This window comes from Methylotenera sp. 1P/1 (assembly GCF_000384355.1).
Lineage (GTDB): Bacteria > Pseudomonadota > Gammaproteobacteria > Burkholderiales > Methylophilaceae > Methylophilus.
This window is the reverse complement of sequence record NZ_ARWC01000001.1, coordinates 734,297-758,636: the sequence shown is the minus strand read 5'-3', so window position 1 is coordinate 758,636 and position 24,340 is coordinate 734,297. Positions and strand designations below refer to the sequence as shown.

The window sequence follows — 24,340 nt, the reverse complement described above, 5'->3', positions numbered from 1 at the left end:
AAAAGGAAACATCATGACGCCAGAAAGTGTAATGACCTTAGCAGGGCAAGCCATGCAAACCACCTTGATTGTGGCAGCGCCTGTGTTATTGGTAGTGCTCATCATTGGCTTGGTTGTGAGTATTTTTCAAGCAGCGACACAAATTAACGAGCAAACACTCTCGTTCATTCCAAAGTTGGTTGGCGTGGTCGCCTCATTAGTTGTGGCAGGGCCATGGATGCTTACGACCATGGTGGACTACATGCGCACCGTGTTTACCAGTATTCCAACATTGGCTGGCTAATCAGCGGCTCCAGTTAATTAGCCCTCATCACGATTCCGCAGTATGGTCACAATCAGCAGCGATTTATTACAAGCATGGATTGTCGGCCTGCTTTGGCCGTTGACACGCATCTTAGGTTTTATCGCAGTAGCGCCTATTCTTAGCCATACCGCTATTCCGCAACGTGTCAGGCTGGGTTATGGCATTGTGCTAACACTAGCGATGATGCCCGCCATACCCGCCATGCCTGCCTTAGATATCATTTCTTTTCAGGGCTTACTCATCTTAGTGCAGCAGTTTATGATTGGCATTGCCATGGGCTTTGCTATGCGCTTAGTTTTTGTGGCGATTGAGTTGGCCGGACACATGATAGGCATGAGCATGGGCTTAGGGTTTGCCAGCTTTTTTGATCCGCAATCAGAAGGGCAAACCACTGCAGTCAGCCAATTTTTGGTATTGATTTGCTTGTTGGTCTTTTTAAGTTTAGATGGGCACTTGATGTTTGTCTCGGTGCTTGCTAACAGTTTTACAACGATGCCTATTGCGGTGGATGGTCACGGCATTGATGCCATGAAAATTGCCAGTTGGGGTGAGACGATTTTTAGTTCAGGCTTACTCTTGGCATTGCCGGTAGTCACTGCGTTGCTCATTACCAATATGGCGCTAGGCATACTCACCAAAACCGCACCGCAGCTTAATATCTTTGGGATCGGCTTCCCAATCACCATCAGCATCGGCTTTATCGTACTTGCAGTTTCTCTGCCTACCATTGTCAAACCATTGGAAAAGATGATTGATGTAGGTGCTAGCCATATGTTGCAAATCACAAAATAATATTATTTCTAAACAGGCTGAAATTTCGCCTGTTTTCAAATATGATATTTGCTCTATCGGCATTACGGGCAAATTCATGACAACGCCAGCACTCAAAATTCGTATTAGCTTTGGCAGCCAGGTGGCAATGGGGCCAGGCAAGGCTGATTTACTGGAGGCTATTGACGCTTGTGGATCTATTTCTGCTGCCGCTAAACAAATGAAAATGTCTTATCGGCGCGCATGGGAGCTTGTCGATGTAATGAATAAATGCTTTACCGAGCCTTTGGTTCATAGCTCTCCGGGTGGCGCGCACGGAGGGGGCGCGCATCTTACGGAGTTTGGCCGAACCATTCTTAAATCCTATCGAGATTTAATCGTGAAATCTCAACTAGCCGCGCAAGCCGAGCTTACAAAAATCAGCGCTGCACTTAAATAAACTCGCCTCATTTCGCTATTTTCAATCATAACTATCGCTATTCCTATTTGAATATAGCGATAGTTATGATTAAATGGGAATAACGAAAACAATAGGTAATCAAGGGATGAAGAAAACGCATTATATGGGCATGCTGATCATGAGTATAAGTGGGGCATTCACACCACAACTGTACGCAGAAGATACCAATACTAAAGCTAGTTACTATGTAGAGCGCAAAAGCTATGGCACCTTGCGCGATACCGAGCCACCACGCTATGTGAAACAGTTGAACAAAACATGGTTAAAAGACTATGACACATTTGCCGATGTGGATTGGTTAGATGTTGGGTTGGATTACCGGTTTCGTTACGAATACCGTGACAATGATTTCCGGCGTTCTCGTGACAGTATTGATGAGCCATTTTTGTTAAGAACACGTGGCTATCTGGGTGTGAAGAATATTTTGGATCCACTGCGCTTTGCCATAGAGGTGGAAGATGCACGTCGTAACCATAGCCAATTTACACGTGAGTTTGATACACGTGATATCAATTATGCAGAGCCGATTCAAGCCTATGCAGAGCTGTATTTTGATAACACCCCGTTGGGTAAAGACGATTTGGGCAATGCGCGTACTGTCAGCATTAAAGCTGGCCGCCAGGCATTTGAATATTTGGATCGCCGCTTAATTGCACGAAACGAGTGGCGTAACACCACGAACAATTTTCAGGGTGTACGTGCCACCATTGGTCAACAAAAAAACGATTGGCAAGTTGATGTGTTCGCCATGAAGCCAATGCAGCGATTATCTACGCAGCTGGATGAAGTCGATCACTCACAAGATTTTTATGGGGTGATTGCTGATTGGCGTGGTTGGTCAGAATACGTGACCTTGCAGCCTTATTATCTATTGCTAAAGCAAGATGGCAGCAAAGTGAAATACGACGCTAACGGCAAAGCGGCTGCAGCCAATACCAAGATAGACAGGGAAATTCATACCGCTGGTTTACGGGTCTATGGCGTTGTTGGAAAGACTGGTTGGGACTATGACGCAAGCTATGCCCAACAATGGGGACATCAAGATCGCCTTAGCAATGCTGGTGTGTTTATTGAAGCGTTAGACCATGATGCGTATGCCTATAATGCAGAAATCGGTTATACCTTTACACATCCTTGGAAACCGCGTTTGAGCGCATTTTATGGCGTAGCAAGTGGCGATAAGCAACCTACAGATGGCAGCAATGAGCGTTTTGAACGTTTGTTTGGTTTTGCTAGGCCATGGTCGAACAATGACTACATCCAGATGGAAAATATTAGAACACCCAAAGTGCGTTTGGAGTTTGAACCTGTAGTCACTTGGTTGCCCGGTTTAAAAATGGATACCGGCTTTGGTTGGTATCGTTTGGACAGTGCAAAAGATCGCTGGAATGCAGGCGGTAATCTAAGAGATACCACGGGTAGGAGCGGTAAAAATTTAGGCAAAGAATTTGATTTGCTTGCGCGCTTCCCAGTGGGGAAGTATGTCAATGTTGGTATGGGCTATGCACATTTTTGGGCAGGTGATTTCACCGAGACCACATCGCAATTGACGGATCCTGAGCGTCGTGATGATTCAGATTTCTTTTATACACAGATTTCTGTGAGTGCGTTTTAATACAAATGAAGACAGAGGTGATTTCATGATTAAGCAATTAGCAGTTTTAGTCAGTTTATGTGTATCTGCATGGATGCCAATGCGTGTTGCCTATGCAGATGACTCAATCAAGGTGTTTGCTGCCGCCAGCTTAACCAATGTGATTAGCCAAATCGCTAAGCAATACGAGCAAGAGAATACCGCTAATCAAACGGAGATACGTACTTCATTTGCGGCTTCGTCTGCATTGGCTAAGCAGATTGAAAAGGGGGCGCCTGCGGATATTTTTATTTCAGCCGATACGCAGTGGATGCAATATCTGCAAAACAAAAAATTGATACAAGCCAATACACAAGTCAACTTATTGGGTAACCAGCTGGTATTGATTGCGCCTGCAGGTAAACGCTTTAAAGTGAATATGGAAAAGGGCTTTGATATTGCTGCGGCCTTTTCTGGCAAGCTGTGCACAGGGGATCCTGCGGCTGTACCAGTGGGCATTTATGCTAAGCAAAGCTTAACGGCTTTAAATTGGTGGTCATCGCTTGCGCCAAAACTGGTCGGTACACAAGATGTGCGTTCTGCGCTGGTGCTGGTAGAGCGTGGCGAGTGTGATGCAGGTATCGTCTATGAGACAGATGCGAATATTTCGGATAAAGTGGAGATTGTGGCTAAGTTTCCGGAATCCAGCCATGAGCCGATTGTGTATCCATTAGGCTTGGTGGTAGGTGCCGGTAGCAATGCCGTTGGGTTTTATCGTTACTTAAGTTCGCCTCAGGCGCACGCCGTGTTTACCAAATATGGGTTTACAGTACTTGCAAAATAAACGGGTAATTTTTTTCGAGACAACAGTCGGATATTTTGATCAATGGCAGGATATACAACATAGATGTTAGAGCTGGTTAAGTTTACGCCTGCAGAACTCACCATATTGCTACTTTCGTTGAAAGTAGCAATTTTTTGTGTGCTTGTCATCAGCATTCCAGCGATTGCCACAGCATGGCTACTAGCACGTAAGTCTTTTTACGGAAAATCACTATTAGATAGTTTGGTGCATTTGCCTATGGTGCTGCCACCCGTGGTGCCAGGCTTTATCTTGCTGGTACTGTTGGGCCGGCAGGGATGGATTGGCAAGTATTTATACGAGTATTTTGGCATCAGCTTAGCTTTTACTTGGGTGGGGGCGGTGGTCGCATCGGCGGTCATGGCGTTTCCGCTTTTGGTACGTGCAGCGCGCCAAGGCATCGCACAGGTCGATCGCCAATTAGAGATTGCAGCCCAAACTTTGGGCGCGCATCCCTTGCGTGTGTTCTTCACCATTACCTTGCCTTTGGCGTTGCCGGGCATCATTACCGGGCTGATTCTGGCATTTAGCCGTAGCTTGGGAGAGTTTGGCGCGACCATTACCTTTGTGGGTAATATCGAAGGGGAGACACGCACGCTGCCATTGGCTATTTACACTTACACACAAGTGCCGGATGGCGATATTCCAGCGCTGAGACTGGTGATTTTGAGTTTGTTACTGGCGCTAGGGGCTTTAATGTTAAGTGAAAAGCTAGAACGCAAAGCCAATCGACATATTGAGCATCAAGATGATTGAGATTGTCGCCACACTCAGTAGAAAGCGTTTTAAGCTGGATGCGCATGTTGCGCTCACGCACCGAGTCACTGCGCTATTTGGGCCTTCTGGTGCCGGAAAATCAACGCTATTAAACGTGATCGCCGGCATTGCACACCCGGACAGTGGCCGTATTTTGATTGATGGTGTTGCCTTGTTTGATGCACAGCAAAAGATAGACATACCGGTTCATCAGCGCCAAATCGGGCTGGTGTTTCAAGATCATCGCTTGTTCCCTCATTTGTCTGTAGAAAGAAACTTACGCTATGGTGCGCACCGGTTTGAATCCGCCGCGCAGCAAAAAGGTTTGGAGGAAATTACTGCCTTACTAGAGTTGGGTAGTTTGTTAAGGCAAAAGCCTTATCAATTATCTGGCGGTGAGAAGCAGCGCGTAGCACTAGGCAGGGCTTTAATGAGCAAACCACGTTTATTGATGCTGGATGAACCGCTGGCCTCGCTCGACAAGCGCTTAAAAAGTCAGATTTTGCCTTATTTAAAGCGCGTGGCCGAAGAGGTAGAGATTCCCATGATTTATGTTAGCCATTCCATGGATGAAATTACGCAGTTAACAGACCATGTGATGCATATTGCACATGGAAAGGTGCACGCAGCTATTTAAGCTAGCTTAATTCGGACTAAATAAAATCAAACAACGAGAGTTGCGCGGTAGAAGAGAATGACTTCTGCGCCGCTTCCATAATGGTTTGATTTTTAGAGAACTCAGATAGCGCTTCCGCGTAGTCTAAATCTTGAATGTCTGACAGTGAGCTTGCATATTGCAAATCACGGTCTTGCCCAGAGATATCCAAGTTGTCTAATTCATTGAGTTTAGAACCCACGCTAGCGCGTACATTCATGATGTTGTCTACAGACGATTGCATTTTAGTAATGGCTGTAGCCAAACCATTAGAAAAATTGGCTTGGGTAGTGGCATCGGTAATCGGCGTGTTGAGCAAGTTGACGATATCATTGAACGTGGCAAACACGTCATTCCCATTGGCTAAGAACAACTGACTACCGCTGACGCTCACATCCATCAGGCGCTGTGAATCTACTTGCAGTTGCTGCACATTGCTATCACCATTGTAAGTTGCGCCGGTGGTGTTGGCCGTAAACGGTGCGGTTTCAGATTTAAAACCAGAAAATAGGTAGTTGCCATAAGCATCTTTACCGTTAGCCATGCCTACTAGTGCTTCCAGCGAGTTTTTGAGATCTGTTGCCACAAAACTGCGTTCCAAATTAGAGTAAGCACCATTGCCTGCGCCAACCAATGTAGATTGTGCGGCCACCATCAAATTGGTGATGTTAGTTAAGTTAGCTTCTATGGTTTCTAAATTCGTTTTAGCCACGGTACGCACATTTGCGTAGGTTGCATTCATTTCTTTTTGCTGCGAAATCTCAAGCACGCGTGCTGCGGCTACAGGGTCATCAGAAGGCGTTGTAAAGCGCTTTCCGGTAGAAATTTGACCTTGCAAGCGCGCTTGATCAGATTGCAAGCCTGTAATCTTTTGAATGCCGCTATCAAATAAAGTATTGGTGCTAATACGCATATTGTTTCCTTTTTGCTACGACGTCTTTAGCCGATTTGCAGTAATACATCAAATAAATCACTCGCAATTTGCATCATTTTGCCCGCTGCTTGATACGCTTGTTGGTAACGAATCAAGTTGGTGGCTTCTTCATCTAGGTTTACACCAGACTCAGATTGCATCGCCGCTGTGGCTTGTGCCAATGCTTTGGTTTCTGCTTCGCCAGTGACTTTGAGTTCACGTGTTTTATTACCAACGCTGCTCACCGCTTGTGAGAATGCAGTGGTAAACGTGTTCTTGCTCGTGGAGCCTGTCATCGCCACATTGCCGGCGGTTTGCAACCCAGCTAACAATAAGCCATTACGGTTGTCAGCACTGCCTGTGCTTGTACCTGGTGCAATATTGAATTGATCGCCATTGGCAGGCGCACCGGAAATTGCAAAACTAGTCCCTGCGACGGATATGGTTGCACCACTGGTATAAGTGATAGGCGCGCCAGCAGGGTAGGTGGTGCTAACGCCACCATAAGTCACAGTCACCGGTAATGTTGAAGGTGCTAGTGTGAGTGTGCTTGGTAAACCACTGGTATAGGTAAAGTTAAGCGCAGTGCTGAGCGGGCTACTTGCATAAGTGCCATCCACTTTTGCTGCACTAATGGCACCGGTACCTGTATTGCCAACCCCTAATGTCGGGTTCAATACCGGGCTACCCACTGCCAGTTTGTTCACATCGGTAATGGCTAATGACATCGTAGCTGCTGCATTCGCAGTCGGGCGGATTAAAAAGTCATCACCCGCATTATTTGTACCACTCGCTTGCGAGATAGTTAAGCCATCTATGGTTAGCGGTAAGCTAGCAAACGTTTGAGAGGTTTGATCGCTCAAGCGCGTAATTTTATAATTACTACCATCGTACTGCACGCGATAGTCACTACTTGTCACCAAGCTTGGGTCCACAATTTGTGCGCTTAACTCGCCATTGCTGGTGTTTGCGCTGCTGCTTGTGGCAACGGGCACAGGAATGTTAAACAAAATGCCACCTGGGTCACCGTTCCGGTCTAAACCCTGCGCATGTTGTGTATTGAATGCTCCTGCCAATGCCACAGCAATTTGGCCAATTTGGTTTTGCACTTGGTCGAGCGATTCACTTCTGAACTGTATCAAACCGCCTATTGCACCACCAGATAAATTGGATGCACCTAATACAGTGACTTTGGATGCGCTTTGATATCCAACTTCGATGCGTGATGGGTCTGTTGGCGAAGTGGTTGTGACTAGATTATAAGTGTCTTCTCCAACAACCAAAGGTAAGCCATTGCCTATAAAAACGTTATATGTGCCTTGGTTTTGCTGTACAACCGTGGTTTTAATCTGTTTGCTTAATTCAGAAATCAACTGGTCGCGCTGATCCATTAAATCATTCGGCACATTACCTGTCGTGCTGATCGATTGCTCAATAATATCGTTGAGGCTGGCGATTTGTTTGGCGTAGTTGTTGACCAAATTGACACTGGAGACCAATTGGTTATTCACGCCCTGTTCAATTTCATTCAGGCGGCTATCCATACTATTCAAACGGCTAACCAATGACTGTGCATTGGACAGCATGGTTTGTCGTGTTGGAATGTCATTCGGTTTAGATGCTAATGCCTGTACGCTGGCAAAGAAATCGTTCATGGCCGGATTTAAGCCTGAGGCTTCATCTGACAGCATGTTGTCAATCGCATTCAGTTGATTGCCATAGGTGGTATAAGCTGCACTGGTTGATTGCAAGCTAATCATTTGGCGAGCAAGAATCTCGTTATACACGCGTGTTACGCCAGTGACTTCTGCACCTTGGCCGATAAACCCATAACCAAAGTTCTGTGCTTGCGCTGCTGCTTGCACCACTATTTGACGGGAATAGCCAGGCGTAGAGGCATTGGCAATGTTATGCCCAGTGGTACTGAGCCCAATTTGCGCAGCGTTAAGTGCGCTCTTGCCGATACTTAATATATTGGAAGCCATGATATGGTCCTTTTAGTCCTCATAAGTTACCTAACGGCACTATCTTTCAAAACTTTAATGCGCATTGGTTTTTTTATTACATGCATTATCACCGCTTAAGTAGACATAATTTTCTGAATCACGCTGCTTAACTTCTTCGCATAAGCAGGGTCTGTCGCGTAACCAGCGTTTTGCATGGCCTGTGCATAGTGTTCAACATTGTGCGTATTCGCCACTACTTGTTGGTAACGCGGATTGCTCTTCATCATGTTGGCAAAGTCTTTAAAAGATTCTGCGTAATTGTCATAAGCTCTAAATTTTTCAATACGTTTTTGTTTTACCCCATTGATATATTCTGTGGTCGTGGCTTCTACTACTTTACCTTGCCAGTTGCCAGTGGCTTTAATACCAAACAAGTTATAGCTGGGTGTGCCATCCGCTGCTTTGATTTCTTTTTTGCCCCAACCGGTTTCTAATGCAGCTTGACCTAGCATTAAATGTGATGGCATGCCCGTGCTACGACTTGCAGCTTTGGCATGTTGCACCATTTCTTTTAAAAAGCCTGAGATGCTTTCTGTGACTCTTTCACCGATACTGCTGCTTTTGGCTGGTTTTTCTGTACTATCGGTTGGCGTGACTGCGTTATTTTTTTTATCTGTGGAATTCGATAAATGTGGTGCAATCAGGCTGTCCACTAAATCGCTGGCAGAGGCGGGCACTTTCTCTAACATCTGGCCTACGTTATCCACTGCTGTTTGTGTGGTTTTGCTCAGTTGGCGCACCAACACGTCGGCAAGCCCCAAGCCTTTTGCGCTTAAATTGCTACTCAATTGCTGGTCGAGCATCGAAGTAAACATCTTGCTTTGCTCGTTATCAAACGCGCCATCTTGTGGGTTAGCGTCGCGCATGCTTTTCAGCATCATGTTCATCAGTACAGATTCAAACTGCTTGGCAACGGCTTTGAGCGCTTCGGGCGAGTTTTCTTTGGCCGCGCGCTTGAGTTGATTCAAGCCGTTGGCATCAAACGCTACTTTTCCGGTTAAGTCTGCGCCGTCTATCATGGTTAGATAATCTCAAGTTCCGCACGCAATGCGCCAGCCGCTTTCATGGCTTGCAATATGGCTAACAGGTCTTGCGGGGTCGCGCCAATCGCATTCAATGCTTTGACCACATCAGATAAATTGGCACCGCTGTTTAATTTCAATACTTTGCCAGGCTCTTTGGTAATGTCGACTTGTGAAACCGCTGTCGATACCGTTGTGCCATCTGAGAATGCACCAGGTTGGCTGATGACAGGTGCAGTGTTAATGACCACAGACAGATTGCCATGAGAAACTGCGCAGCTGTCTAATGTCACGGCCTTGTTCATTACTACGGAGCCAGTACGTGCATTCAAGATGATTTTGGCAGGCGTAGCAGACGGCGTAACATTGATCGACTCTAAAGACGCTAGAAATGCAACCCGGTTAGTGTTTTCTGGCGTGCGCACTTTAATTACACGGCCATCTTCTGCAAACGCTGTGTTTTGACCAAAACGACGGTTAATCGCATCCACCACCATGCTCGCTGTAGAGAAATCGCTTTCTTTTAACTCTAAATTTACGCTGCCGCTTTGTGCGATAGGGTTGGGTAGGGCGCGCTCTACGGTAGCACCTTCAGACACTCGACCGACGCTTAAGTGATTGATTTGTGTTTGCGTGCCATTAGCAGAAGCACCTACACCGCCCACCACCAAGTTACCTTGTGCAATGGCGTAAATTTGTCCGTCAGCACCTTTGAGTGGTGTCATCAATAAGGTGCCGCCACGTAAGCTCTTGGCGTTACCCATAGAGGAGACAGTAATATCTAAGGTTTGACCAGGTTGTGCAAATGCAGGCAGGCTGCTGGTCACCATCACAGAAGCTACATTTTTAAGTTGCAGGTTAGTACCGGGCGGTAAATTCACACCCATTTGTTGCATCATGCTGATAATACTTTGCACGGTAAAAGGGGTTTGTGTGGTTTGGTCGCCCGTGCCATCCAAGCCTACTACCAAGCCGTAACCAATCAATTGGTTGCTACGTACGCCTTGAATAGAGGTAATGTCTTTTAAGCGCTCTGCCTGTGCACTGGGCGCAAACATTGCTGCACTGATTAAGCATACACAAAGCACCCCAGAGATGAGGTGACTTATATGTTGCATCAGTTTGTAAGATTGAACATGCATGGGATAGGTCCTTACAGTGCGCTGATACTCAAGAAGAAACGTGCGAACATAGAGGCAACCTCTGCCGCATCAATTTTGCTGTTCGTACGGTATTCAATACGTGCATCTGCAATTTTGGTAGAGCTCACTACGTTACCAATCGTAATCGTGTCTGGATTGACCACACCGGAGAAGCGTACAAACTCTGTGCCTTTATCCAGCGAGATTTGTTTCTCACCACTCACCACTAAGAAGCCATTGGGTAACACTTCGACCACTGTAGCAGTCACGGCACCATTAAATACGTTGCTAGAGTTGGCCGCGGCTTTGTCTTCATAGCTGCTAGCTGAGCTTGCAGACATAGTGGCTTTTGGAATAGCTTTGCCTAAGAAGGAAGCAATGGAAGCATCAATTTCGCCGTCTTTGCTGCCGGAACTCCCACCTGCTTTGGTAGCAGAGGTATTTTCTGCAATCGTCACCGTGACGGTATCACCTACATAACGTGGGCGACGATCTTCAAATAAAGGGCGGTAAGCGGCTTGATTAAAAATCGCACCGGATTTCACAGGTACTGCAGCAGCGGCTTGTGGTCTGGCCGTGGTTGGCTGTTTCACGATGCTATCTGGCGTAATGGAGCATGCGCCTAATATGGCCATGGTCGCAATCAGTAATACGTATTTCAATAACTTGTTCATATGCATCTCGCTAGGTGGTTAAACAACCATTACATTTGCGTGAGTTTTTGTAGCATTTGGTCAGACGTAGTAATGGCTTTGCTGTTGATCTCATACGCACGTTGCGTTTGAATCATGTTGACCAGCTCTTCCACCACATTCACGTTAGAAGTCTCTACATAGCCTTGTGTCAGCAAACCAGCGCCATTGCTACCTGGGTTATTGGTGTTGGCATTGCCAGAAGCCGTGGTTTCCACATACAAGTTTTCGCCTTTAGCCATGAGGCCGGCCGGATTAATAAACGTGGCGAGTTGTAGCTGGCCAATTTGGGTGGCCGCAGTAGCACCTGCGGTGGTCACCGATACCACGCCATCACGCCCAATGGTGAGACTTTGTGCATTGGCTGGAATGGTAATGGCAGGTTGTACCGGAAAGCCGCTAGAGGTGACTAATTGACCTTGACTATCCATTTGAAAAGAACCATCACGGGTATAAGCCGTAGTGCCATCTGGCAGCAGTACTTGAAAGAAGCCTTGGCCTTGAATCGCCACGTCTTTATCGTTGCTGGTGAGTTGTAAGTTGCCTTGCGTAAAAATACGCTCAGTGGCCACGGGTTTTACCCCAGTACCAATCTGTAAGCCAGAAGGCAATTGTGTTTGCTGTGAGGATTGCGCGCCAGGTTGGCGAATGTTTTGGTAGAGCAAATCTTCAAATACGGCGCGTGAGCGTTTAAACCCACTGGTACTGACGTTAGCCAAGTTATTGGCAATCACGTCCATTTGCGTTTGTTGCGCGTCTAAACCGGTTTTTGAAATCCAAAGTGAGCGTATCATCATGCATCCTTTCACATAGCGTTGTAAGCAATTTGCTTAACCTTATCACCATGTTAATACAGGCATAACTAACTCATATTGAAGAGTTGACTGGCTTTATTGGCGTTATTCTCAGCACTTGATACCAATTTCATCTGCATTTCAAACTGGCGGGCTAAGCTAATCATGTTGACCATAGAGTCCACGACATTGACGTTGCTGCTTTCTAATGCGCCACCGACCACGCTGACATTGGCGTCTGCAGGTGCAGGCGTGCCGTTTTTGGTGACAAAGACACCTTCTTCAGAGCGCTTCAGGTTATTCAGATCGGGATTCACCAATTTTAAACGACCAATGACGCTAGAGGGGCCGGGTAGGGTGTTGTTAGAGACCGATGAAATAGTACCGTCTTTACCAATCGATACAGTCACATCGGGTGGAATGCTGATGGGGCCGCCATCGCCCATGACTGTCAGGCCATTAGAGGTTTGCAATACGCCATTTTCATTGACTTTAAGCGCGCCGTTGCGGGTATAACCTTCAGAGCCATCCGGGCGTTGTACTACCAGCCAGCCATTGCCTTGTACTGCGACATCTAAATCACGGCCAGTGTGCTCAATCGCACCGGAGTTGAAATCCGCACCCACGGTGGAATCCACCACAAAAGCGCGTGTAGGCAGGCCTTGGCCGATAATTGGCACAGCACGGAACGAATCCACTTGTGCTTTAAAGCCAGTAGAGGTGGCATTGGCAAGGTTGTGCGCAGTCGTCGCCTGTTGTTCTAGGATATGTTTTGCGCCTGTCATGGCCGTGTATATCATTTTATCCATCGTCTACTCCTTTAAAGCACTTTTAGCTATTAGCGCTAATTAATTGAATTAGCGTAAGTTCACCAAGGTTTGTAATACTTGGTCTTGCGTTTTAATGGTTTGCGCATTGGCTTGATAAACACGTTGTGCTGTAATCATATTGACCAGTTCTGCCGTGAGGTCGACGTTGGAGTCTTCAACTGCTGAAGATTGCAATACACCAAAACTGCCAGTGTTTGGCGGGCCAACCAATGGATCCCCAGACGTGCCGCTTTCTGCCCAAGCGTTGCCACCCAATGATTGCAAACCGTTAGGATTGGCAAAGTTGGCCAATACTACTTGGCCTAATACGCGCGATTCACCATTGGTGTAACGGCCAATAATCATGCCGTTGTTGCTGGTACTAAAGCTTGCCAAGCTGCCTGAGGAGTAGCCGTCTTTTTTAGGCGCGCTCACGCTAAAGTCTGAGCCAAATTGTGTGCTGTCGCTGTAATCTAATGTCAGTGAAACAGGGTTTGCGCCGGTGGTAGGTGTAAAGCCAACGGTAGGTAATGCTGGTGCGGAAGTAGGTGCAACACCTGTGCCGCTAAATGTAAGTGTTGAAGTAGGGGTAGGCAATGTCGTGGTAGGTACGCCATCTGCTGTGGTAAATACATCCCATGTGCCAGCGCCAGTTTTTACAAAAAAGCTTTGTACATTATGTGCGTTGCCTAAACTATCAAACACCGTGACTGCAGTAGAGTTATGATAGGTTGTTGGATCTGCAGGATCAAAACCAGCAGCAGTCAACGCAGTTTTTCTAGAGTCCAAGTTCACCATCCCAGTGACTTCAGTGGTGGCCTCTGGTTGTAAATCAGACGTATTGATGTTGAGTTCTGAGGGAGCCCCTGCTGATAGTACGCCTGCAGCATCCGCAGTATAGCCAGTTAAGCGGTTGCCTTCGCTATTCACAATATAGCCAGCTTTATCCATCTGGAATTGACCATTGCGAGTATAAGTAATCGCACCATCATTGCTCATGCGGAAGAAGCCACCGCCATTAATCGCAATATCTAAAGGGTTATTAGTGCCAGTGATATTACCTTGTGTAAATTGCTGCGCCACTGTGGAAATTTTGGTACCGATCCCAATTTGTGAAGTGCCGCTGCCAGTCAGTGAATTAGCAAATACATCGGCAAACTCAGCACGTGATTGTTTAAAACCAACCGTGTTGGCATTCGATACGTTGTTGCCAATCACTTCTAATGTTTTTGATGCTGCGTTTAATCCGCTTAAACCTTGTTGAAAACTCATGGTGTTCTCCTAAAACTGATACAAATAAATATGGGTGGGTGACACAAACTTAATGACTAAAAAATCTCTTTCACATCAGCCGTGTTGACTGAGCTGTTATTGCTTAAATTGAGCTTAATGCCGCCATTGATGTTAGAAACGCTTAATACCTTGGCGTAGCTGAGTGCAGCGGCATCTACTGCTTGGCCGCCAATTGTGGCGCTTACTTCAATTTTGTAATCGCCAGTGGCTGCAACGGCGCCATCATTGGTTTTGCCATCCCAAGTCAGTGGTAAAGTGCCTTCGCTTTGTGCGCCTAGTTCAACATTACGCACAGTGTTGCCTGCAGCATCTTTAATGGTGATAGATAATTTGTCTGCCCCAACCGGTAGCTCCACACCAAAGTAAGCGCCTGCGCCCTCTGTAGATAGCGTGTTGCCGGAGACCAATACATTGTGCCCAATCATGCCGGAGGCTTGGTAAGACTGACCCACTTGTACGCTTGAAATTAATGCCGACATGGTTTCGTTTAATTTATCAATGCCCGTCACAGTAGATAGCTGCGCCATTTGACTGGTGACCTGTGCGTTATCCATTGGGTTCAAAGGGTCTTGGTTTTTCATCTGCGTCACCAGCAGCGTCATAAAACGATCTTGAACATCACCTACGGTCGAGGTATTGGTCTTTTTAGTACCATTGACGTTATCTAATAACGTTTGAGACGGTGCATTGGTTTGTACGGTTGTCATTTGGGTTTCCTTGTCTAAATAGGGCTAGATGGATCAGTAATATTTATTGGCCAAGGCTGAGTGTTTTCATCAGCATTGTTTTAGCCGCATTCATGGTTTCTACATTGTTTTGGTAAGCACGAGAGGCCGAAATCATGTTGACCATTTCTTCGGTCACATTCACATTCGGCATCGTCACATAGCCTTTTTCATCTGCTAGTGGATGCTTGGGGTCGTACACCACTTTGCCAGGCGAGTTATCCTCAACCACTTTATTGACTTTAACGCCATTGGCAGCAGGTGAGGCGCTGGGTATTGCGCTGAACACGACTTGCTTGGCTTTGTAAGGTTTGCCATTGGCGCTGGTGGCGCTATCGGCATTGGCCAAATTGCTGGCGACTGTGTTTAAGCGCTGCGATTGCGCGCTCATGGCGGAACCGGAAATATTAAATACGTTAAATAAAGACATCATTCACTCCTTTATAAAGGAAAATTACTGGCCGGTGATGGCCGTAAGCATCTTTTTAATCTGACCGTTAATCATGGTCAGGCTGGCTTCATAACGCAGGCCGTTATCTACAAATTGATTACGCTCCACATCCATATCAACCGTATTGCCATCCACGCTGCCTTGGATAATCGGCCTGAACAGCGGCTCATTGGGTCCGGCAGATGTGTTGTTACCTGCGCCATTGATATGCATGGATGAGGTTTTGCTCAAGCCATCGCTTACCGCGCCTTGCATCTGGCTGCCTTGCGTCAGTGCGTTTTGCATGGCTGATTTAAAATCAATATCCCGCGCCTTGTAATTGGGCGTATCCGCATTGGCAATGTTGGCCGCAATCACTTCTTGGCGTTGGCTACGCACCCGTAGCGCGTTTTGGTGAAAACTTAAAGCCGCATCTAATTTATTTAACATCTGCAATTCCTTCCATCGAACACCGAGTAAGCGCTTATGCCTATTTATTGGGTATTCTTGTATCAGTCTTGCCGTAAGTTTAAGACGCATACCTGCTATTTGATTTTGCAAGTAAACGGATAAAACCCGTCCTTTTCTTGCCTTTAGTTGTACGGCAAATGCGTAGAATGCATCATTAATTCAATCTAGATATGGGTGTTGATTATGCAAATGATCAGTAGAAAGTCATTTAAAATCATGTGGTTGACATGCATTTGTAGCGCGGCTTGCATGATGGTGAGTCCATTATCTTTTGCAGAAGAGGCGGGGGCTACCCGCGTGGCAGCCTATGAGCAAGTATCCAACAAGCAAAATCTAGCCCTACTCAAAGAAAAAATCATTGCATTCTTAGCCGTGCAAACGGTCGGGTACCCTGGCAAAGTCGATATCAAAGCCGGTGCCATTGATCCTAACCTCAAGTTAGCCGCATGTGGTGACGTTAATGTATTTATTCCCAGTGGCAGTCGCCCATGGGGCAAGACCAGCGTGGGTGTGCGTTGCGCATCACCACAGTGGACGATTTATGTGCAAGCAACTGTGAGCGTACAAGCGCAATATTTGGTCGCTGTAAATCCATTGGTGCAAGGTCAGCAAATTACTGCACAAGACATGATGTTTGAGACTGGTGATTTAACGCAATTGCCAGCGGGTATTTTCACAGAAGCCAGTCAAGCTGTTGGACGTACCGCAAATATCTCCATGCGTGCAGGCACTGTGTTACGACAAGATATGTTAAAGGCCAGCCTAGTAGTGCAGCAGGGGCAAATGGTGATGGTGATCTCGCAAGGACAGGGGTTTTCTGTCTCAGCAGAAGGTCAAGCCATGGCAAAGGCCAGTGATGGTCAGGTAGTACAGGTTAAAGTCAGTAATGGGCAGTACATTTCAGGCATTGCCCGTACCGGTGGAAAAGTTGAAGTAAACTATTAATAAGTTTATTTAATATGTTGAATTAAAAAGTTTAATTTTTAAAATTTAAGTTAAACTAGTGGGAATTAAAAAAATCATCACAAAGGATTAAAGTTCGCTTAAACTATGCCGATATCACTCATATAGAGATGTATTAATCAATACATAGATTACCTAGGCAGATTGAGCATAGTGTTTCGCGAAAAGGATTTCACCATGAAAATTAATGATTCCATCAAAAACAAACTGGAGCACGGTGTAGATACACTGAGTGCTGACAAAGCAAGTGCTGGCAAGCGTTCCAGTACAGGTGGTGTAGCTGACAACAAGTCTACAGTCGCGGCTGCATCAAGCGAAAATGTCACCTTGTCTCCTATGTCTGTACAACTGCAAGCAATTGCTTCAGAAGTCTCCACTTCTGGCGTGTTTGATACAGAAAAAGTCAATGCCATCAAATCGGCGATTGAAAGTGGTCAATTTAAAGTCAATTCAGAGAAAGTAGCGGATGGCTTGATTGATACTGTGAAAGATTTGCTGAAAAACAAATAAATCGAGGTTACTTATGCACGCACCATCATCAGCAGCACAAGCATCACGTTCGGCAATCACGTTTGAACAAGATGCCTTATTGGTGAATCAACTATTGTCTGATTTGCAAAAAGAGCAGGCTGCATTAGTGGTGTCTGACATTGATGCAATCGAACAACTGATTGATAAACGTTTGGTGCTGTTGCAGCAGTTGAGCGTTGCAGCTAAGAATCGCTATGATGCATTGGCACAGCAAGGCTACGAAGCGAATGAAAAAGGCATGGCACAATGGCTAAAAGCGCAAGCCAAGCCAATATTGAACCGCGCTTGGGAAACTTTTCAGAAGGCTTTAGTGCAAGCAAAAGAATTGAATCGATTAAACGGCGTACTCATCAATAAACATTTCAATCGCAACCAACAGGTGTTAGGCCATTTACAAGGCGAATCTGTACGCACAGATACCTACGGTAAAAACGGTCAAGCTAAATCACAGCATTATCTGCGCAGCTCACTCGTTGTTTAATAAAGTTTTACAAATCAATTGACAACCATCAAGAATGTTAGCATCATTCTGCTTTAAATCTACTCCATAAATATACATCAATAAGTGTATGTTTATACAATAAAAACAATAAGTTGAACATCGTTGCTTTTGAACATACGTGTGGTTTTCTAGATTAAATGGGCTTGACACAAGTAGGCTTATCAATTGCAGCAAGTAGAAATCCGTTTGACTTGATTAGATTGAAAGTTGAATATGGAACCTACTGACCCATCTGTGGATAAAGCTGGCAAACACGCTTTAGACCTGCTTTCAAAAATCACCCTGCACTTACAAGGTATGATTTATCAATTTCGGATGAAATCTGATAAATCCACCAGTATTCCATTCTCCAGTCCACAAATCAAAGAGCTGTTTGCGCTTAACCCTGACGATGTGAAAGACGATGCCAGCGCATTGCTTACGCGCATTGACCCACGTGATTACGATCGCTTTATATTAGCTGGCCGCCAATCTGCACAACAGTTGTCTGCTTGGCAGTGCGAGTTCCGTGTGCATTTGCCAGATGGCAGGGTACGTTGGCTGTTTGGCAACTCTACGCCTGAGTTAGAGCCGGATGGCAGTATATTGTGGACCGGTTATATCAAAGATATTACCGAGAATAAACAGCTAAAAGAAGCGGCCATCATGGGTGGCATTGCATTACACGCAAAACTGGGTTCCATTCCGGATTTGTTGTTTGAATCCGATGAGCATGGCATTTGCCTATTGGTGCATTCGGCCTCGCAAGAGCTGTTGGCCGCTTCGCCAAATGCTTTTATGGGCGAACCCATTCATGAGTTTCTGCCATCGCAGGCTTGTGAAGCGATTTTAGCCGCCATACAAGAAGCTAAGCAGCACGGACGCTCTCAAGATAAGCATTTTAGTTTGGAGATTTTGCAAGGTAAACGCTGGTTTGAGTTGTCTGTGGTAAATAATGTAAAAGACGATGATGCGCACACCTATGTTGTGTTGGTGCGCGATGTGACCGAACAGAAAAAAACACAAGAGAAGCTGCGGATTGATGCCTATGCTTTCCGTGCCATCTCTCAGGGGGTATTGGTGGCCGATGCTAACCGGAAAATTGTAGCGGTCAATGATGCGTTTACTAGAATCACTGGTTACTTGCTGAGTGATTTGCAAGAGCAGCATTTGGATTTTTTATACTCGGCGCATACCAATGCTGATGCCTTATTAGAAATTCAGCAACTACTTACACAGAATCTCTCTTTCTCTGGGGAAGTCATCAGCTATCACAAAGAGGGAAACCCGTTCCTGAACGAGCTCACCATCACGCCGGTGCTGGATGAATATAATGCAGCCAGCAATTTTGTGTGTGTGATCCGAGACATTACAGAACAAAACGCACTGCACAATGCCATTGAGGAGTCTCGTTATTTATTGGTTACTGTGATTGATGCTGCGCCATCGAGAATTTTTTGGAAAGACAAACATTCACGTTATTTAGGCTGCAACAAAGCATTTGCCTTAGAAATGGGCTTAAGCGACCCTTCTGAAATTTATGGGAAAAGTGATGAGGACTTTTTTCCGTCAGCGCATGCCGAAAAATTTAGGCAGGATGATGCTGCGATTATGGCCGCGGGTGTGCCTAAGTTGTTTTACGAGGAAGAAGTCACCAATGGCCAAGGCAAACATGATTGGGCACTGAAGTCCAAAGTGCCACTCAGCAATGCGCGTAATGAGATTATTGGCCTACTTGGTGTATTTGACATTATTACTGAACGTAAACAAGAACAAGAGAAACTGCGTAAAACCCAGCATGCATTATTGGAGTCTAGTGAGCGTTATGTGGATTTGTACGAGTTTGCCCCGATTGGCTATTTAACAGTCAATGAGCAAGGCATGGTGTCAGAAGCCAATTGGAAAGCTAGGTCTATTCTTGGTATTAAGCGCAAAGAATTAGGTAAAGAGCGCTTTGCACGTTATGTCGCGCAGCAAGATAAAAAGTATTGGCAATCACAGTTTGCTGCATTAAAAGCGTTGCAAGAGGGTGCAGAGCTAGCATTTGAGATTGGGTTAGCAGACGAAGAAACTGGGACACATGTTGATGTAAAACTTACATGCGTACGTACGCATGTGACCGAAGACCATGCGATGGTCAGAATGACGTTGTTTGATATTACAGCCAGCAAGCAGGCCGATTTTGAGCTAAGGCAGAAAGAAGCGTATCAACGTTCTTTGTTGGATAATTTCCCATTCATGGTCTGGTTAAAAGACAAAGATAGTCGATTCTTAACCGTGAATGAGGCGTTTTTGTATGCATGCGGTGCCGATACTTTAGAGCAGGTGATTGGCAAAACCGATTCAGATTTTTGGCCACCTGATTTGGCTGATTCTTATAGATCTCAGGACAAAGCGGTCATGATTAGCCGTGAGCCCAAGACGCTGGATGCAATTATAGAGGTGGAAGGTAATCGTTTATGGTTTGAAGCTTACAAATCGCCAGTCATTGTAGAAGACAAAGTCGTGGGTACAGTGGGCTTTGCCAGAGATATTTCTAACCGTCGACGGATATCAAATTACGAGCAATTTAGAAGTCGCATGCTGGAACTGGTGGTGCGCGAAGAAAACCTACAAGTGCTTTTAGATAGTATTGTAGCGGGTATTGAACAGCTCAATCCCTCTATGTTTTGTTTGATTGCCATGCTTGCGGAGAATGGAAAGCAACTGACAGTAGTATCTGCCCTAAGTTTGCCAGAAGGCTTTGTGGATGCACTAGAAGGCATGAAAATCGGCATGGGAATGGGCTCGATTGGTACGGCGGCATTTATTAAAAAACGGGTGATTGTAGAGGATGTGATGACGCATCCTTACTGGACTAAGAACCGAGAAATTGCCCAGAAATATGGCATTGGTTCCAGTTGGGCGGAGCCCATTATTGGGGCAAAAGGCAATGTGCTGGGTGCCTTTGGCATTTATCACCATGAGGCGCATGCGCCGGATGAGTACGACATGATATTGATTGAGCAATCCGCGCGCCTGATCAGCATCGCCTTAGAGCGTAGCGAATCCATTTCTAAGATTGCGCACTTAGCCTATTATGACGACGTCACCGGCTTGCCCAATCGCAGATTCTTATTTGAGCAACTCAAGCGTTCCATGGCGATGAATCTTGAATCTGGGGCCAATAGTGCGCTGATGTATCTGGATTTAGACCAGTTTAAAACGGTGAACGATTCACGCGGCCATGATATAGGCGATATGCTGTTAGTAGAGGTGGCCAATCGATTAAGAGCCAATCTGCAAGCTGCCGATACGATTGCACGCGTAGGTGGCGATGAGTTTGTTGTGCTGGTCGAAAACCTAAGTAGTGAGTTGATTGAGGCGGCCAAGCAAGTAGAAATTGTCGCAGATCGTATTTTAAAAGTACTGAACAAACCATTCACGATTGCCAAGCAAAAACATCATAGCAGCGCCAGTGTGGGCATTACCCTGTTTGGGCAGCAGAAAATGGATGCAGAGGATGTGTTGCAACAATCTGATATTGCCATGTTCCAGGCCAAAAAAGCAGGGCGCAATACCTTTAGGTTCTTTGACCCCAAAATGCAAGCCAACATCACAGCATTGGTGGGTTTAGAAACAGAGCTGAGAAAAGCCATCAACGAATGCCAGCTCAAACTCTACTACCAAGTGCAAGTCGATCATTTAGGACAGCCATTTGGTGCGGAAGCGCTCATTCGCTGGCTACACCCAGAGCGCGGCATGATTTCGCCGGCCGAGTTTATTCCTCTGGCGGAAGAAAGTGGTTTGATTATCCCGATTGGTACATGGGTGCTAGATACCGCTTGTGCACAAATCAAAGCATGGCAGGCGGATCCCAATACCCGTGAGCTGACTTTGTCCGTGAATATTAGTGCCAAGCAGTTTAGACAAGTGGATTTTGTGCAGCAAGTGAAAGCCAGCATACAAAAACATGGCATTGATGCGATGCATTTGCGCTTAGAGCTGACAGAAAGCATGTTGTTGGAAAATGTAGAAGAAACCGTAGAGTACATGAATGCGCTGGGGCAGGTTGGCGTGCAGTTCTCGCTAGATGATTTTGGTACGGGTTATTCATCGCTGCAATATTTAAAGCGGTTACCGCTCTATCAGCTTAAGATAGACCAGTCTTTTGTGCGCGATATTGTGACAGATAGCCACGATAGGACGATTGTGCGTACGATCATTGCCATGGCGCAAAGTATGTACATCGGCGTGATTGCTGAAGGGGTGGAAACCCATGAGCAGCGCGAACTTTTGCTTACCAATGGGTGCCGTCGTTACCAAGGTTACTTTTTTGGTAAGCCATTGCCCATTGAGCAATTCAATGCAATTTTAAAGCTGAGTAAACAATAATACGCATGCCAGTTATGGCACTTGTGGTGTGATTTCTTGCAGTTTGACTTCTTGAGGCTTAATTTCTAGCGTATCTTGCAATTCGTTTTTTGTCTCATACAAAATCATGATCGATACGCGACGGTTCTTTGCCCGACCAAACTCGGTGTCACTACTGCTAATAGGTTGGGTAGCGCCGTAGCCTAGTGCGCTTAAACGCGTTTCTACTACGCCTGCTGCATTTAGCATGCGTACTACTGTACTGGCACGCACTGCGGAGAGCTCCCAGTTGGAGTAAAACTGGTGTGTATGTATCGGCGTATCGTCAGTGTGGCCTTCTACCTGAATCAAGCGTTGGTTGGCGTTCAAAATCACTGCGATTTCGTTGATGATTTCCACAGCAGAATCTGCAAGGTCTGCGGAGCCAGAGTTAAACAATACGCTGTCGTTAATATCGATGCGCACGCCACGGTTATTTTGCATCACTTGTACTTTACCATCCTGTATCATCAGCGCAAGCTTGTTAGAAAGATCAACGCCTAACTTAGCCATGTTTTCACGCTCACGTTTCGATTTCTCTTGATACAAATAACTCAGTGGTAATGGTTTAATCAGCGATTTTTCCGGTTGCGGTTTTACGTCTATTTTTTTTTGCTGTGGCACTGTTGGTGCGCTATCGCCGCTAAATGCAGTATCTATGGCGTTAGTCAGCGCATTGTATTTGCTGAGATTCACGGATGAAATGGCATACATCACCACAAAAAAGGCAAACAGCAGGGTAATAAAGTCTGCATACGATACTAACCAGCGGTCTGAGTTATCGTCATCATCGTCCAGTGGTTTTCTTCTAATCATGATTCGTCACATCAGTGTAAGTAAGACTGCAAACGCTCTTCCACAATTTTCGGATGGTCGCCGCGTGCAATCGATACCCAGGCATTCAGTAGCATTTCTCGGCGCATCATCTCGTGCGTAATCAAGGCTTTAAGCTTGCTGGCGATGGGTAAAAACACTAAGTTAGCAAAGCCTACGCCATAAATGGTGGCGACAAAGGCAACTGCGATACCACTGCCCAATTTGCTGGGGTCAGATAAATTTTCCATCACATGGATTAAGCCAATTACTGCACCTAAAATGCCAATGGTGGGCGCGTAGCCACCCGCTGCACTCCAAATTTTGGCGGCATTGCGTTGTTTGAGTTCATAAAAATGGATATCAATCGCACAAATCTCACGAATACGGTCAGGCGGTGTACCGTCGATCATCAGTTGTAAGCCTTTGCGAATGAACAGATCAGTTTCGCGGCCTAAATAACTTTCCAACATAAAAATGCCTTCTTTACGTGCATATGTGGCCCAAGCGCTGATGCGTGCAGCCAACTCACGGCGATCGTCATGTGGCGTGATAAATACATGTTTCGCCATCACTACGCCTTCTATAAAGCTTGCATAATTGGTTTGCAGCAATACTGCGCCGCAAGTGCCAAATAGCACAATCAGCAGCGCAGCTGGCTGTACCAATGAGGCAATTTGCCCACCCTCTACCGCTTGGCCAACAACCAGTGCGAGCAGGGCAATGGCTAGGCCAGCTAAACTACCCCAGTCCATGCTCTTTCTTTCAAATGTGCACGTAAGCGGCCAACCGCTTGGCTATGTAATTGACATACGCGGGATTCGGATACGTTCATGACGGCACCAATCTCTTTGAGGTTGAGCTCTTGCTCGTAGTAAAGTCCCATCAATATTTTTTCACGCTCGGGCAACGCTTCAATCGATTCAATGAGCGCATCACGGAAATCACTTTCCAGCAGGCCTTTGATCGGGTCGCTGTTCTCGTCGTCTACATAGCGGTCTAAAAAGTGCTCACCACCACTTTCATCATCATGAAAGTCTTCGTAATACACCAGTTGATGGCCTTGGCAATCGCCCAGTGTTTCGTAGTAATCATTGAGCGAGACATCCAACTTTTTAGCAATCTCGTTTTCTGAAGGTGCTCTGCCAAGTTGTTGTTCCAACTGATGGATAGCTGCTTCAATATCACGCATATTCTTGCGAATGCTACGCGGTAGCCAATCTGCGCTACGCAACTCATCTAACATAGAACCACGGATACGCTGGGCTGCATACGTTTCAAATTGCGCGCCGTGCGTGTCTTCATAGCGGTTAATCGCATCCAGCAGTCCTATCATGCCAGCCTGTATTAAATCGTCTAGCTCAACACTGGGCGGTAGTTTTGCCTTGAGTTGATAGGCGAGTTTTTTCACCATGGTGGCATGCTTGGTCAGCATTTCACTTTTTTGATCGTGTTTACCAGTAACTGTATACATAAATAACC

25 protein-coding genes are annotated in these 24,340 nt (G+C 46.0%); 11 read left to right on the top strand and 14 right to left on the bottom strand.

Annotated elements, in window-relative coordinates; translation table 11 throughout:
- The first annotated feature begins 13 nt into the window (after window positions 1–13).
- The 7 genes from fliQ (at window position 14) to modC (ending at window position 5,363) form a co-directional block, all read left to right on the top strand.
- The gene (fliQ, locus tag A3Q3_RS0103520; protein WP_020182190.1) at window positions 14–283 is read left to right on the top strand and encodes a flagellar biosynthesis protein FliQ; all 270 of its coding nucleotides are present in this window, start codon (window positions 14–16) and stop codon (window positions 281–283) included.
- Between the two features lie 42 nt (window positions 284–325).
- Window positions 326–1,096 (top strand): flagellar biosynthetic protein FliR, encoded by a 771-nt coding sequence (gene fliR / locus A3Q3_RS0103515; protein WP_020182189.1) that lies wholly within the window; start codon window positions 326–328, stop codon window positions 1,094–1,096.
- A gap of 76 nt (window positions 1,097–1,172) precedes the next feature.
- The gene (locus A3Q3_RS0103510; RefSeq protein WP_026361737.1) at window positions 1,173–1,514 is read left to right on the top strand and encodes a winged helix-turn-helix domain-containing protein; all 342 of its coding nucleotides are present in this window, start codon (window positions 1,173–1,175) and stop codon (window positions 1,512–1,514) included.
- Between the two features lie 106 nt (window positions 1,515–1,620).
- Window positions 1,621–3,150 (top strand): alginate export family protein, encoded by a 1,530-nt coding sequence (locus A3Q3_RS0103505; protein ID WP_020182187.1) that lies wholly within the window; start codon window positions 1,621–1,623, stop codon window positions 3,148–3,150.
- A 25-nt stretch (window positions 3,151–3,175) separates the two neighbouring features.
- Window positions 3,176–3,952 (top strand): molybdate ABC transporter substrate-binding protein, encoded by a 777-nt coding sequence (gene modA / locus A3Q3_RS0103500; protein WP_020182186.1) that lies wholly within the window; start codon window positions 3,176–3,178, stop codon window positions 3,950–3,952.
- Between the two features lie 63 nt (window positions 3,953–4,015).
- Entirely contained in the window at window positions 4,016–4,726 is a 711-nt protein-coding gene (gene modB / locus A3Q3_RS0103495; RefSeq protein WP_020182185.1) for a molybdate ABC transporter permease subunit, read from the top strand.
- Entirely contained in the window at window positions 4,719–5,363 is a 645-nt protein-coding gene (gene modC, locus A3Q3_RS0103490) for a molybdenum ABC transporter ATP-binding protein (protein WP_020182184.1), read from the top strand. Before modB ends, modC begins: the two co-directional genes overlap by 8 nt.
- Before the next feature lie 16 nt (window positions 5,364–5,379).
- Here the strand turns inward: modC and flgL are convergent, their stop codons facing one another.
- The 11 genes from flgL to flgB form a co-directional block, all read right to left on the bottom strand.
- Window positions 5,380–6,294, bottom strand: coding sequence for a flagellar hook-associated protein FlgL (gene flgL / locus A3Q3_RS0103485; RefSeq protein WP_020182183.1), 915 nt, complete (start codon window positions 6,292–6,294; stop codon window positions 5,380–5,382).
- A gap of 26 nt (window positions 6,295–6,320) precedes the next feature.
- Window positions 6,321–8,279, bottom strand: coding sequence for a flagellar hook-associated protein FlgK (flgK, locus tag A3Q3_RS0103480; RefSeq protein ID WP_020182182.1), 1,959 nt, complete (start codon window positions 8,277–8,279; stop codon window positions 6,321–6,323).
- Window positions 8,280–8,374: 95 nt separating this feature from the next.
- On the bottom strand, window positions 8,375–9,319 hold the full coding sequence (gene flgJ, locus A3Q3_RS0103475; RefSeq protein ID WP_020182181.1) for a flagellar assembly peptidoglycan hydrolase FlgJ: 945 nt from the start codon (window positions 9,317–9,319) through the stop codon (window positions 8,375–8,377).
- A 2-nt stretch (window positions 9,320–9,321) separates the two neighbouring features.
- Window positions 9,322–10,380 (bottom strand): flagellar basal body P-ring protein FlgI, encoded by a 1,059-nt coding sequence (locus tag A3Q3_RS0103470; RefSeq protein WP_020182180.1) that lies wholly within the window; start codon window positions 10,378–10,380, stop codon window positions 9,322–9,324.
- A 95-nt stretch (window positions 10,381–10,475) separates the two neighbouring features.
- Window positions 10,476–11,138 carry a flagellar basal body L-ring protein FlgH gene (locus A3Q3_RS0103465; protein ID WP_020182179.1) on the bottom strand — a complete coding sequence of 221 codons (663 nt, stop codon included), beginning with the start codon at window positions 11,136–11,138 and terminating at the stop codon, window positions 10,476–10,478.
- Window positions 11,139–11,167: 29 nt separating this feature from the next.
- Window positions 11,168–11,950: a flagellar basal-body rod protein FlgG gene (flgG, locus tag A3Q3_RS0103460; protein ID WP_020182178.1), complete on the bottom strand. Its 783-nt coding sequence runs from the start codon at window positions 11,948–11,950 to the stop codon at window positions 11,168–11,170.
- Window positions 11,951–12,018: 68 nt separating this feature from the next.
- Window positions 12,019–12,759, bottom strand: coding sequence for a flagellar basal-body rod protein FlgF (flgF, locus tag A3Q3_RS0103455; protein WP_020182177.1), 741 nt, complete (start codon window positions 12,757–12,759; stop codon window positions 12,019–12,021).
- A 48-nt stretch (window positions 12,760–12,807) separates the two neighbouring features.
- Window positions 12,808–14,031, bottom strand: coding sequence for a flagellar hook protein FlgE (flgE, locus tag A3Q3_RS0103450; RefSeq protein WP_020182176.1), 1,224 nt, complete (start codon window positions 14,029–14,031; stop codon window positions 12,808–12,810).
- Between the two features lie 56 nt (window positions 14,032–14,087).
- Entirely contained in the window at window positions 14,088–14,759 is a 672-nt protein-coding gene (locus A3Q3_RS0103445; protein ID WP_020182175.1) for a flagellar hook assembly protein FlgD, read from the bottom strand.
- 43 nt (window positions 14,760–14,802) lie between these two features.
- The gene (gene flgC, locus A3Q3_RS0103440; protein ID WP_020182174.1) at window positions 14,803–15,207 is read right to left on the bottom strand and encodes a flagellar basal body rod protein FlgC; all 405 of its coding nucleotides are present in this window, start codon (window positions 15,205–15,207) and stop codon (window positions 14,803–14,805) included.
- Window positions 15,208–15,231: 24 nt separating this feature from the next.
- A complete protein-coding gene (gene flgB / locus A3Q3_RS0103435) occupies window positions 15,232–15,657 on the bottom strand; it encodes a flagellar basal body rod protein FlgB (protein ID WP_020182173.1) in 426 nt (141 codons plus the stop codon).
- 270 nt (window positions 15,658–15,927) lie between these two features.
- Here flgB and flgA point away from each other — a divergent pair, with 270 nt between their 5' ends.
- The 4 genes from flgA to A3Q3_RS14105 all read left to right on the top strand — a co-directional run bounded on the left by flgA (window position 15,928) and on the right by A3Q3_RS14105 (window position 22,027).
- Window positions 15,928–16,623 (top strand): flagellar basal body P-ring formation chaperone FlgA, encoded by a 696-nt coding sequence (gene flgA, locus A3Q3_RS0103430; protein WP_232418347.1) that lies wholly within the window; start codon window positions 15,928–15,930, stop codon window positions 16,621–16,623.
- A gap of 195 nt (window positions 16,624–16,818) precedes the next feature.
- The gene (flgM, locus tag A3Q3_RS0103425; RefSeq protein WP_020182171.1) at window positions 16,819–17,151 is read left to right on the top strand and encodes a flagellar biosynthesis anti-sigma factor FlgM; all 333 of its coding nucleotides are present in this window, start codon (window positions 16,819–16,821) and stop codon (window positions 17,149–17,151) included.
- Window positions 17,152–17,164: 13 nt separating this feature from the next.
- Complete coding sequence (locus A3Q3_RS0103420) at window positions 17,165–17,653, top strand: flagella synthesis protein FlgN (RefSeq protein ID WP_020182170.1); 489 nt, start codon at window positions 17,165–17,167, stop codon at window positions 17,651–17,653.
- 234 nt (window positions 17,654–17,887) lie between these two features.
- A complete protein-coding gene (locus tag A3Q3_RS14105) occupies window positions 17,888–22,027 on the top strand; it encodes an EAL domain-containing protein (protein WP_020182169.1) in 4,140 nt (1,379 codons plus the stop codon).
- Between the two features lie 12 nt (window positions 22,028–22,039).
- On the opposite strand, the gene motD is transcribed toward A3Q3_RS14105, so the two are convergent.
- Genes motD through A3Q3_RS0103400 form a run of 3 tightly spaced genes read right to left on the bottom strand, consistent with a single transcriptional unit; the run spans window position 22,040 to window position 24,332 of the window.
- Window positions 22,040–22,861: a flagellar motor protein MotD gene (gene motD / locus A3Q3_RS0103410; protein ID WP_020182168.1), complete on the bottom strand. Its 822-nt coding sequence runs from the start codon at window positions 22,859–22,861 to the stop codon at window positions 22,040–22,042.
- 11 nt (window positions 22,862–22,872) lie between these two features.
- Window positions 22,873–23,613, bottom strand: a complete 741-nt coding sequence (locus A3Q3_RS0103405; RefSeq protein WP_020182167.1) for a flagellar motor protein — start codon at window positions 23,611–23,613, stop codon at window positions 22,873–22,875.
- A complete protein-coding gene (locus A3Q3_RS0103400; protein WP_020182166.1) occupies window positions 23,595–24,332 on the bottom strand; it encodes an RNA polymerase sigma factor FliA in 738 nt (245 codons plus the stop codon). The genes A3Q3_RS0103405 and A3Q3_RS0103400 overlap by 19 nt, the downstream gene beginning before the upstream one ends.
- Between the last annotated feature and the right edge of the window lie 8 nt (window positions 24,333–24,340).

Excerpts from the sequence above, each read along its gene's own strand:
- A3Q3_RS0103505 (WP_020182187.1), top strand. The coding sequence starts at position 1,621 with ATGAAGAAAACGCATTATATGGGCATGCTGATCATGAGTATAAGTGGG.
- A3Q3_RS0103400 (WP_020182166.1), bottom strand. The coding sequence starts at position 24,332 with ATGTATACAGTTACTGGTAAACACGATCAAAAAAGTGAAATGCTGACC.
- A3Q3_RS0103405 (WP_020182167.1), bottom strand. The coding sequence starts at position 23,613 with ATGGACTGGGGTAGTTTAGCTGGCCTAGCCATTGCCCTGCTCGCACTG.
- flgK (WP_020182182.1), bottom strand. The coding sequence starts at position 8,279 with ATGGCTTCCAATATATTAAGTATCGGCAAGAGCGCACTTAACGCTGCG.
- flgJ (WP_020182181.1), bottom strand. The coding sequence starts at position 9,319 with ATGATAGACGGCGCAGACTTAACCGGAAAAGTAGCGTTTGATGCCAAC.
- flgL (WP_020182183.1), bottom strand. The coding sequence starts at position 6,294 with ATGCGTATTAGCACCAATACTTTATTTGATAGCGGCATTCAAAAGATT.
- flgB (WP_020182173.1), bottom strand. The coding sequence starts at position 15,657 with ATGTTAAATAAATTAGATGCGGCTTTAAGTTTTCACCAAAACGCGCTA.
- modB (WP_020182185.1), top strand. The coding sequence starts at position 4,016 with ATGTTAGAGCTGGTTAAGTTTACGCCTGCAGAACTCACCATATTGCTA.
- A3Q3_RS0103465 (WP_020182179.1), bottom strand. The coding sequence starts at position 11,138 with ATGAACAAGTTATTGAAATACGTATTACTGATTGCGACCATGGCCATA.
- flgF (WP_020182177.1), bottom strand. The coding sequence starts at position 12,759 with ATGGATAAAATGATATACACGGCCATGACAGGCGCAAAACATATCCTA.
- fliR (WP_020182189.1), top strand. The coding sequence starts at position 326 with ATGGTCACAATCAGCAGCGATTTATTACAAGCATGGATTGTCGGCCTG.
- flgG (WP_020182178.1), bottom strand. The coding sequence starts at position 11,950 with ATGATACGCTCACTTTGGATTTCAAAAACCGGTTTAGACGCGCAACAA.
- motD (WP_020182168.1), bottom strand. The coding sequence starts at position 22,861 with ATGATTAGAAGAAAACCACTGGACGATGATGACGATAACTCAGACCGC.
- flgA (WP_232418347.1), top strand. The coding sequence starts at position 15,928 with ATGATGGTGAGTCCATTATCTTTTGCAGAAGAGGCGGGGGCTACCCGC.
- modA (WP_020182186.1), top strand. The coding sequence starts at position 3,176 with ATGATTAAGCAATTAGCAGTTTTAGTCAGTTTATGTGTATCTGCATGG.
- flgE (WP_020182176.1), bottom strand. The coding sequence starts at position 14,031 with ATGAGTTTTCAACAAGGTTTAAGCGGATTAAACGCAGCATCAAAAACA.
- flgM (WP_020182171.1), top strand. The coding sequence starts at position 16,819 with ATGAAAATTAATGATTCCATCAAAAACAAACTGGAGCACGGTGTAGAT.
- modC (WP_020182184.1), top strand. The coding sequence starts at position 4,719 with ATGATTGAGATTGTCGCCACACTCAGTAGAAAGCGTTTTAAGCTGGAT.
- A3Q3_RS0103470 (WP_020182180.1), bottom strand. The coding sequence starts at position 10,380 with ATGTTTGCGCCCAGTGCACAGGCAGAGCGCTTAAAAGACATTACCTCT.
- A3Q3_RS14105 (WP_020182169.1), top strand. The coding sequence starts at position 17,888 with ATGGAACCTACTGACCCATCTGTGGATAAAGCTGGCAAACACGCTTTA.
- A3Q3_RS0103445 (WP_020182175.1), bottom strand. The coding sequence starts at position 14,759 with ATGACAACCGTACAAACCAATGCACCGTCTCAAACGTTATTAGATAAC.
- A3Q3_RS0103420 (WP_020182170.1), top strand. The coding sequence starts at position 17,165 with ATGCACGCACCATCATCAGCAGCACAAGCATCACGTTCGGCAATCACG.
- A3Q3_RS0103510 (WP_026361737.1), top strand. The coding sequence starts at position 1,173 with ATGACAACGCCAGCACTCAAAATTCGTATTAGCTTTGGCAGCCAGGTG.
- fliQ (WP_020182190.1), top strand. The coding sequence starts at position 14 with ATGACGCCAGAAAGTGTAATGACCTTAGCAGGGCAAGCCATGCAAACC.
- flgC (WP_020182174.1), bottom strand. The coding sequence starts at position 15,207 with ATGTCTTTATTTAACGTATTTAATATTTCCGGTTCCGCCATGAGCGCG.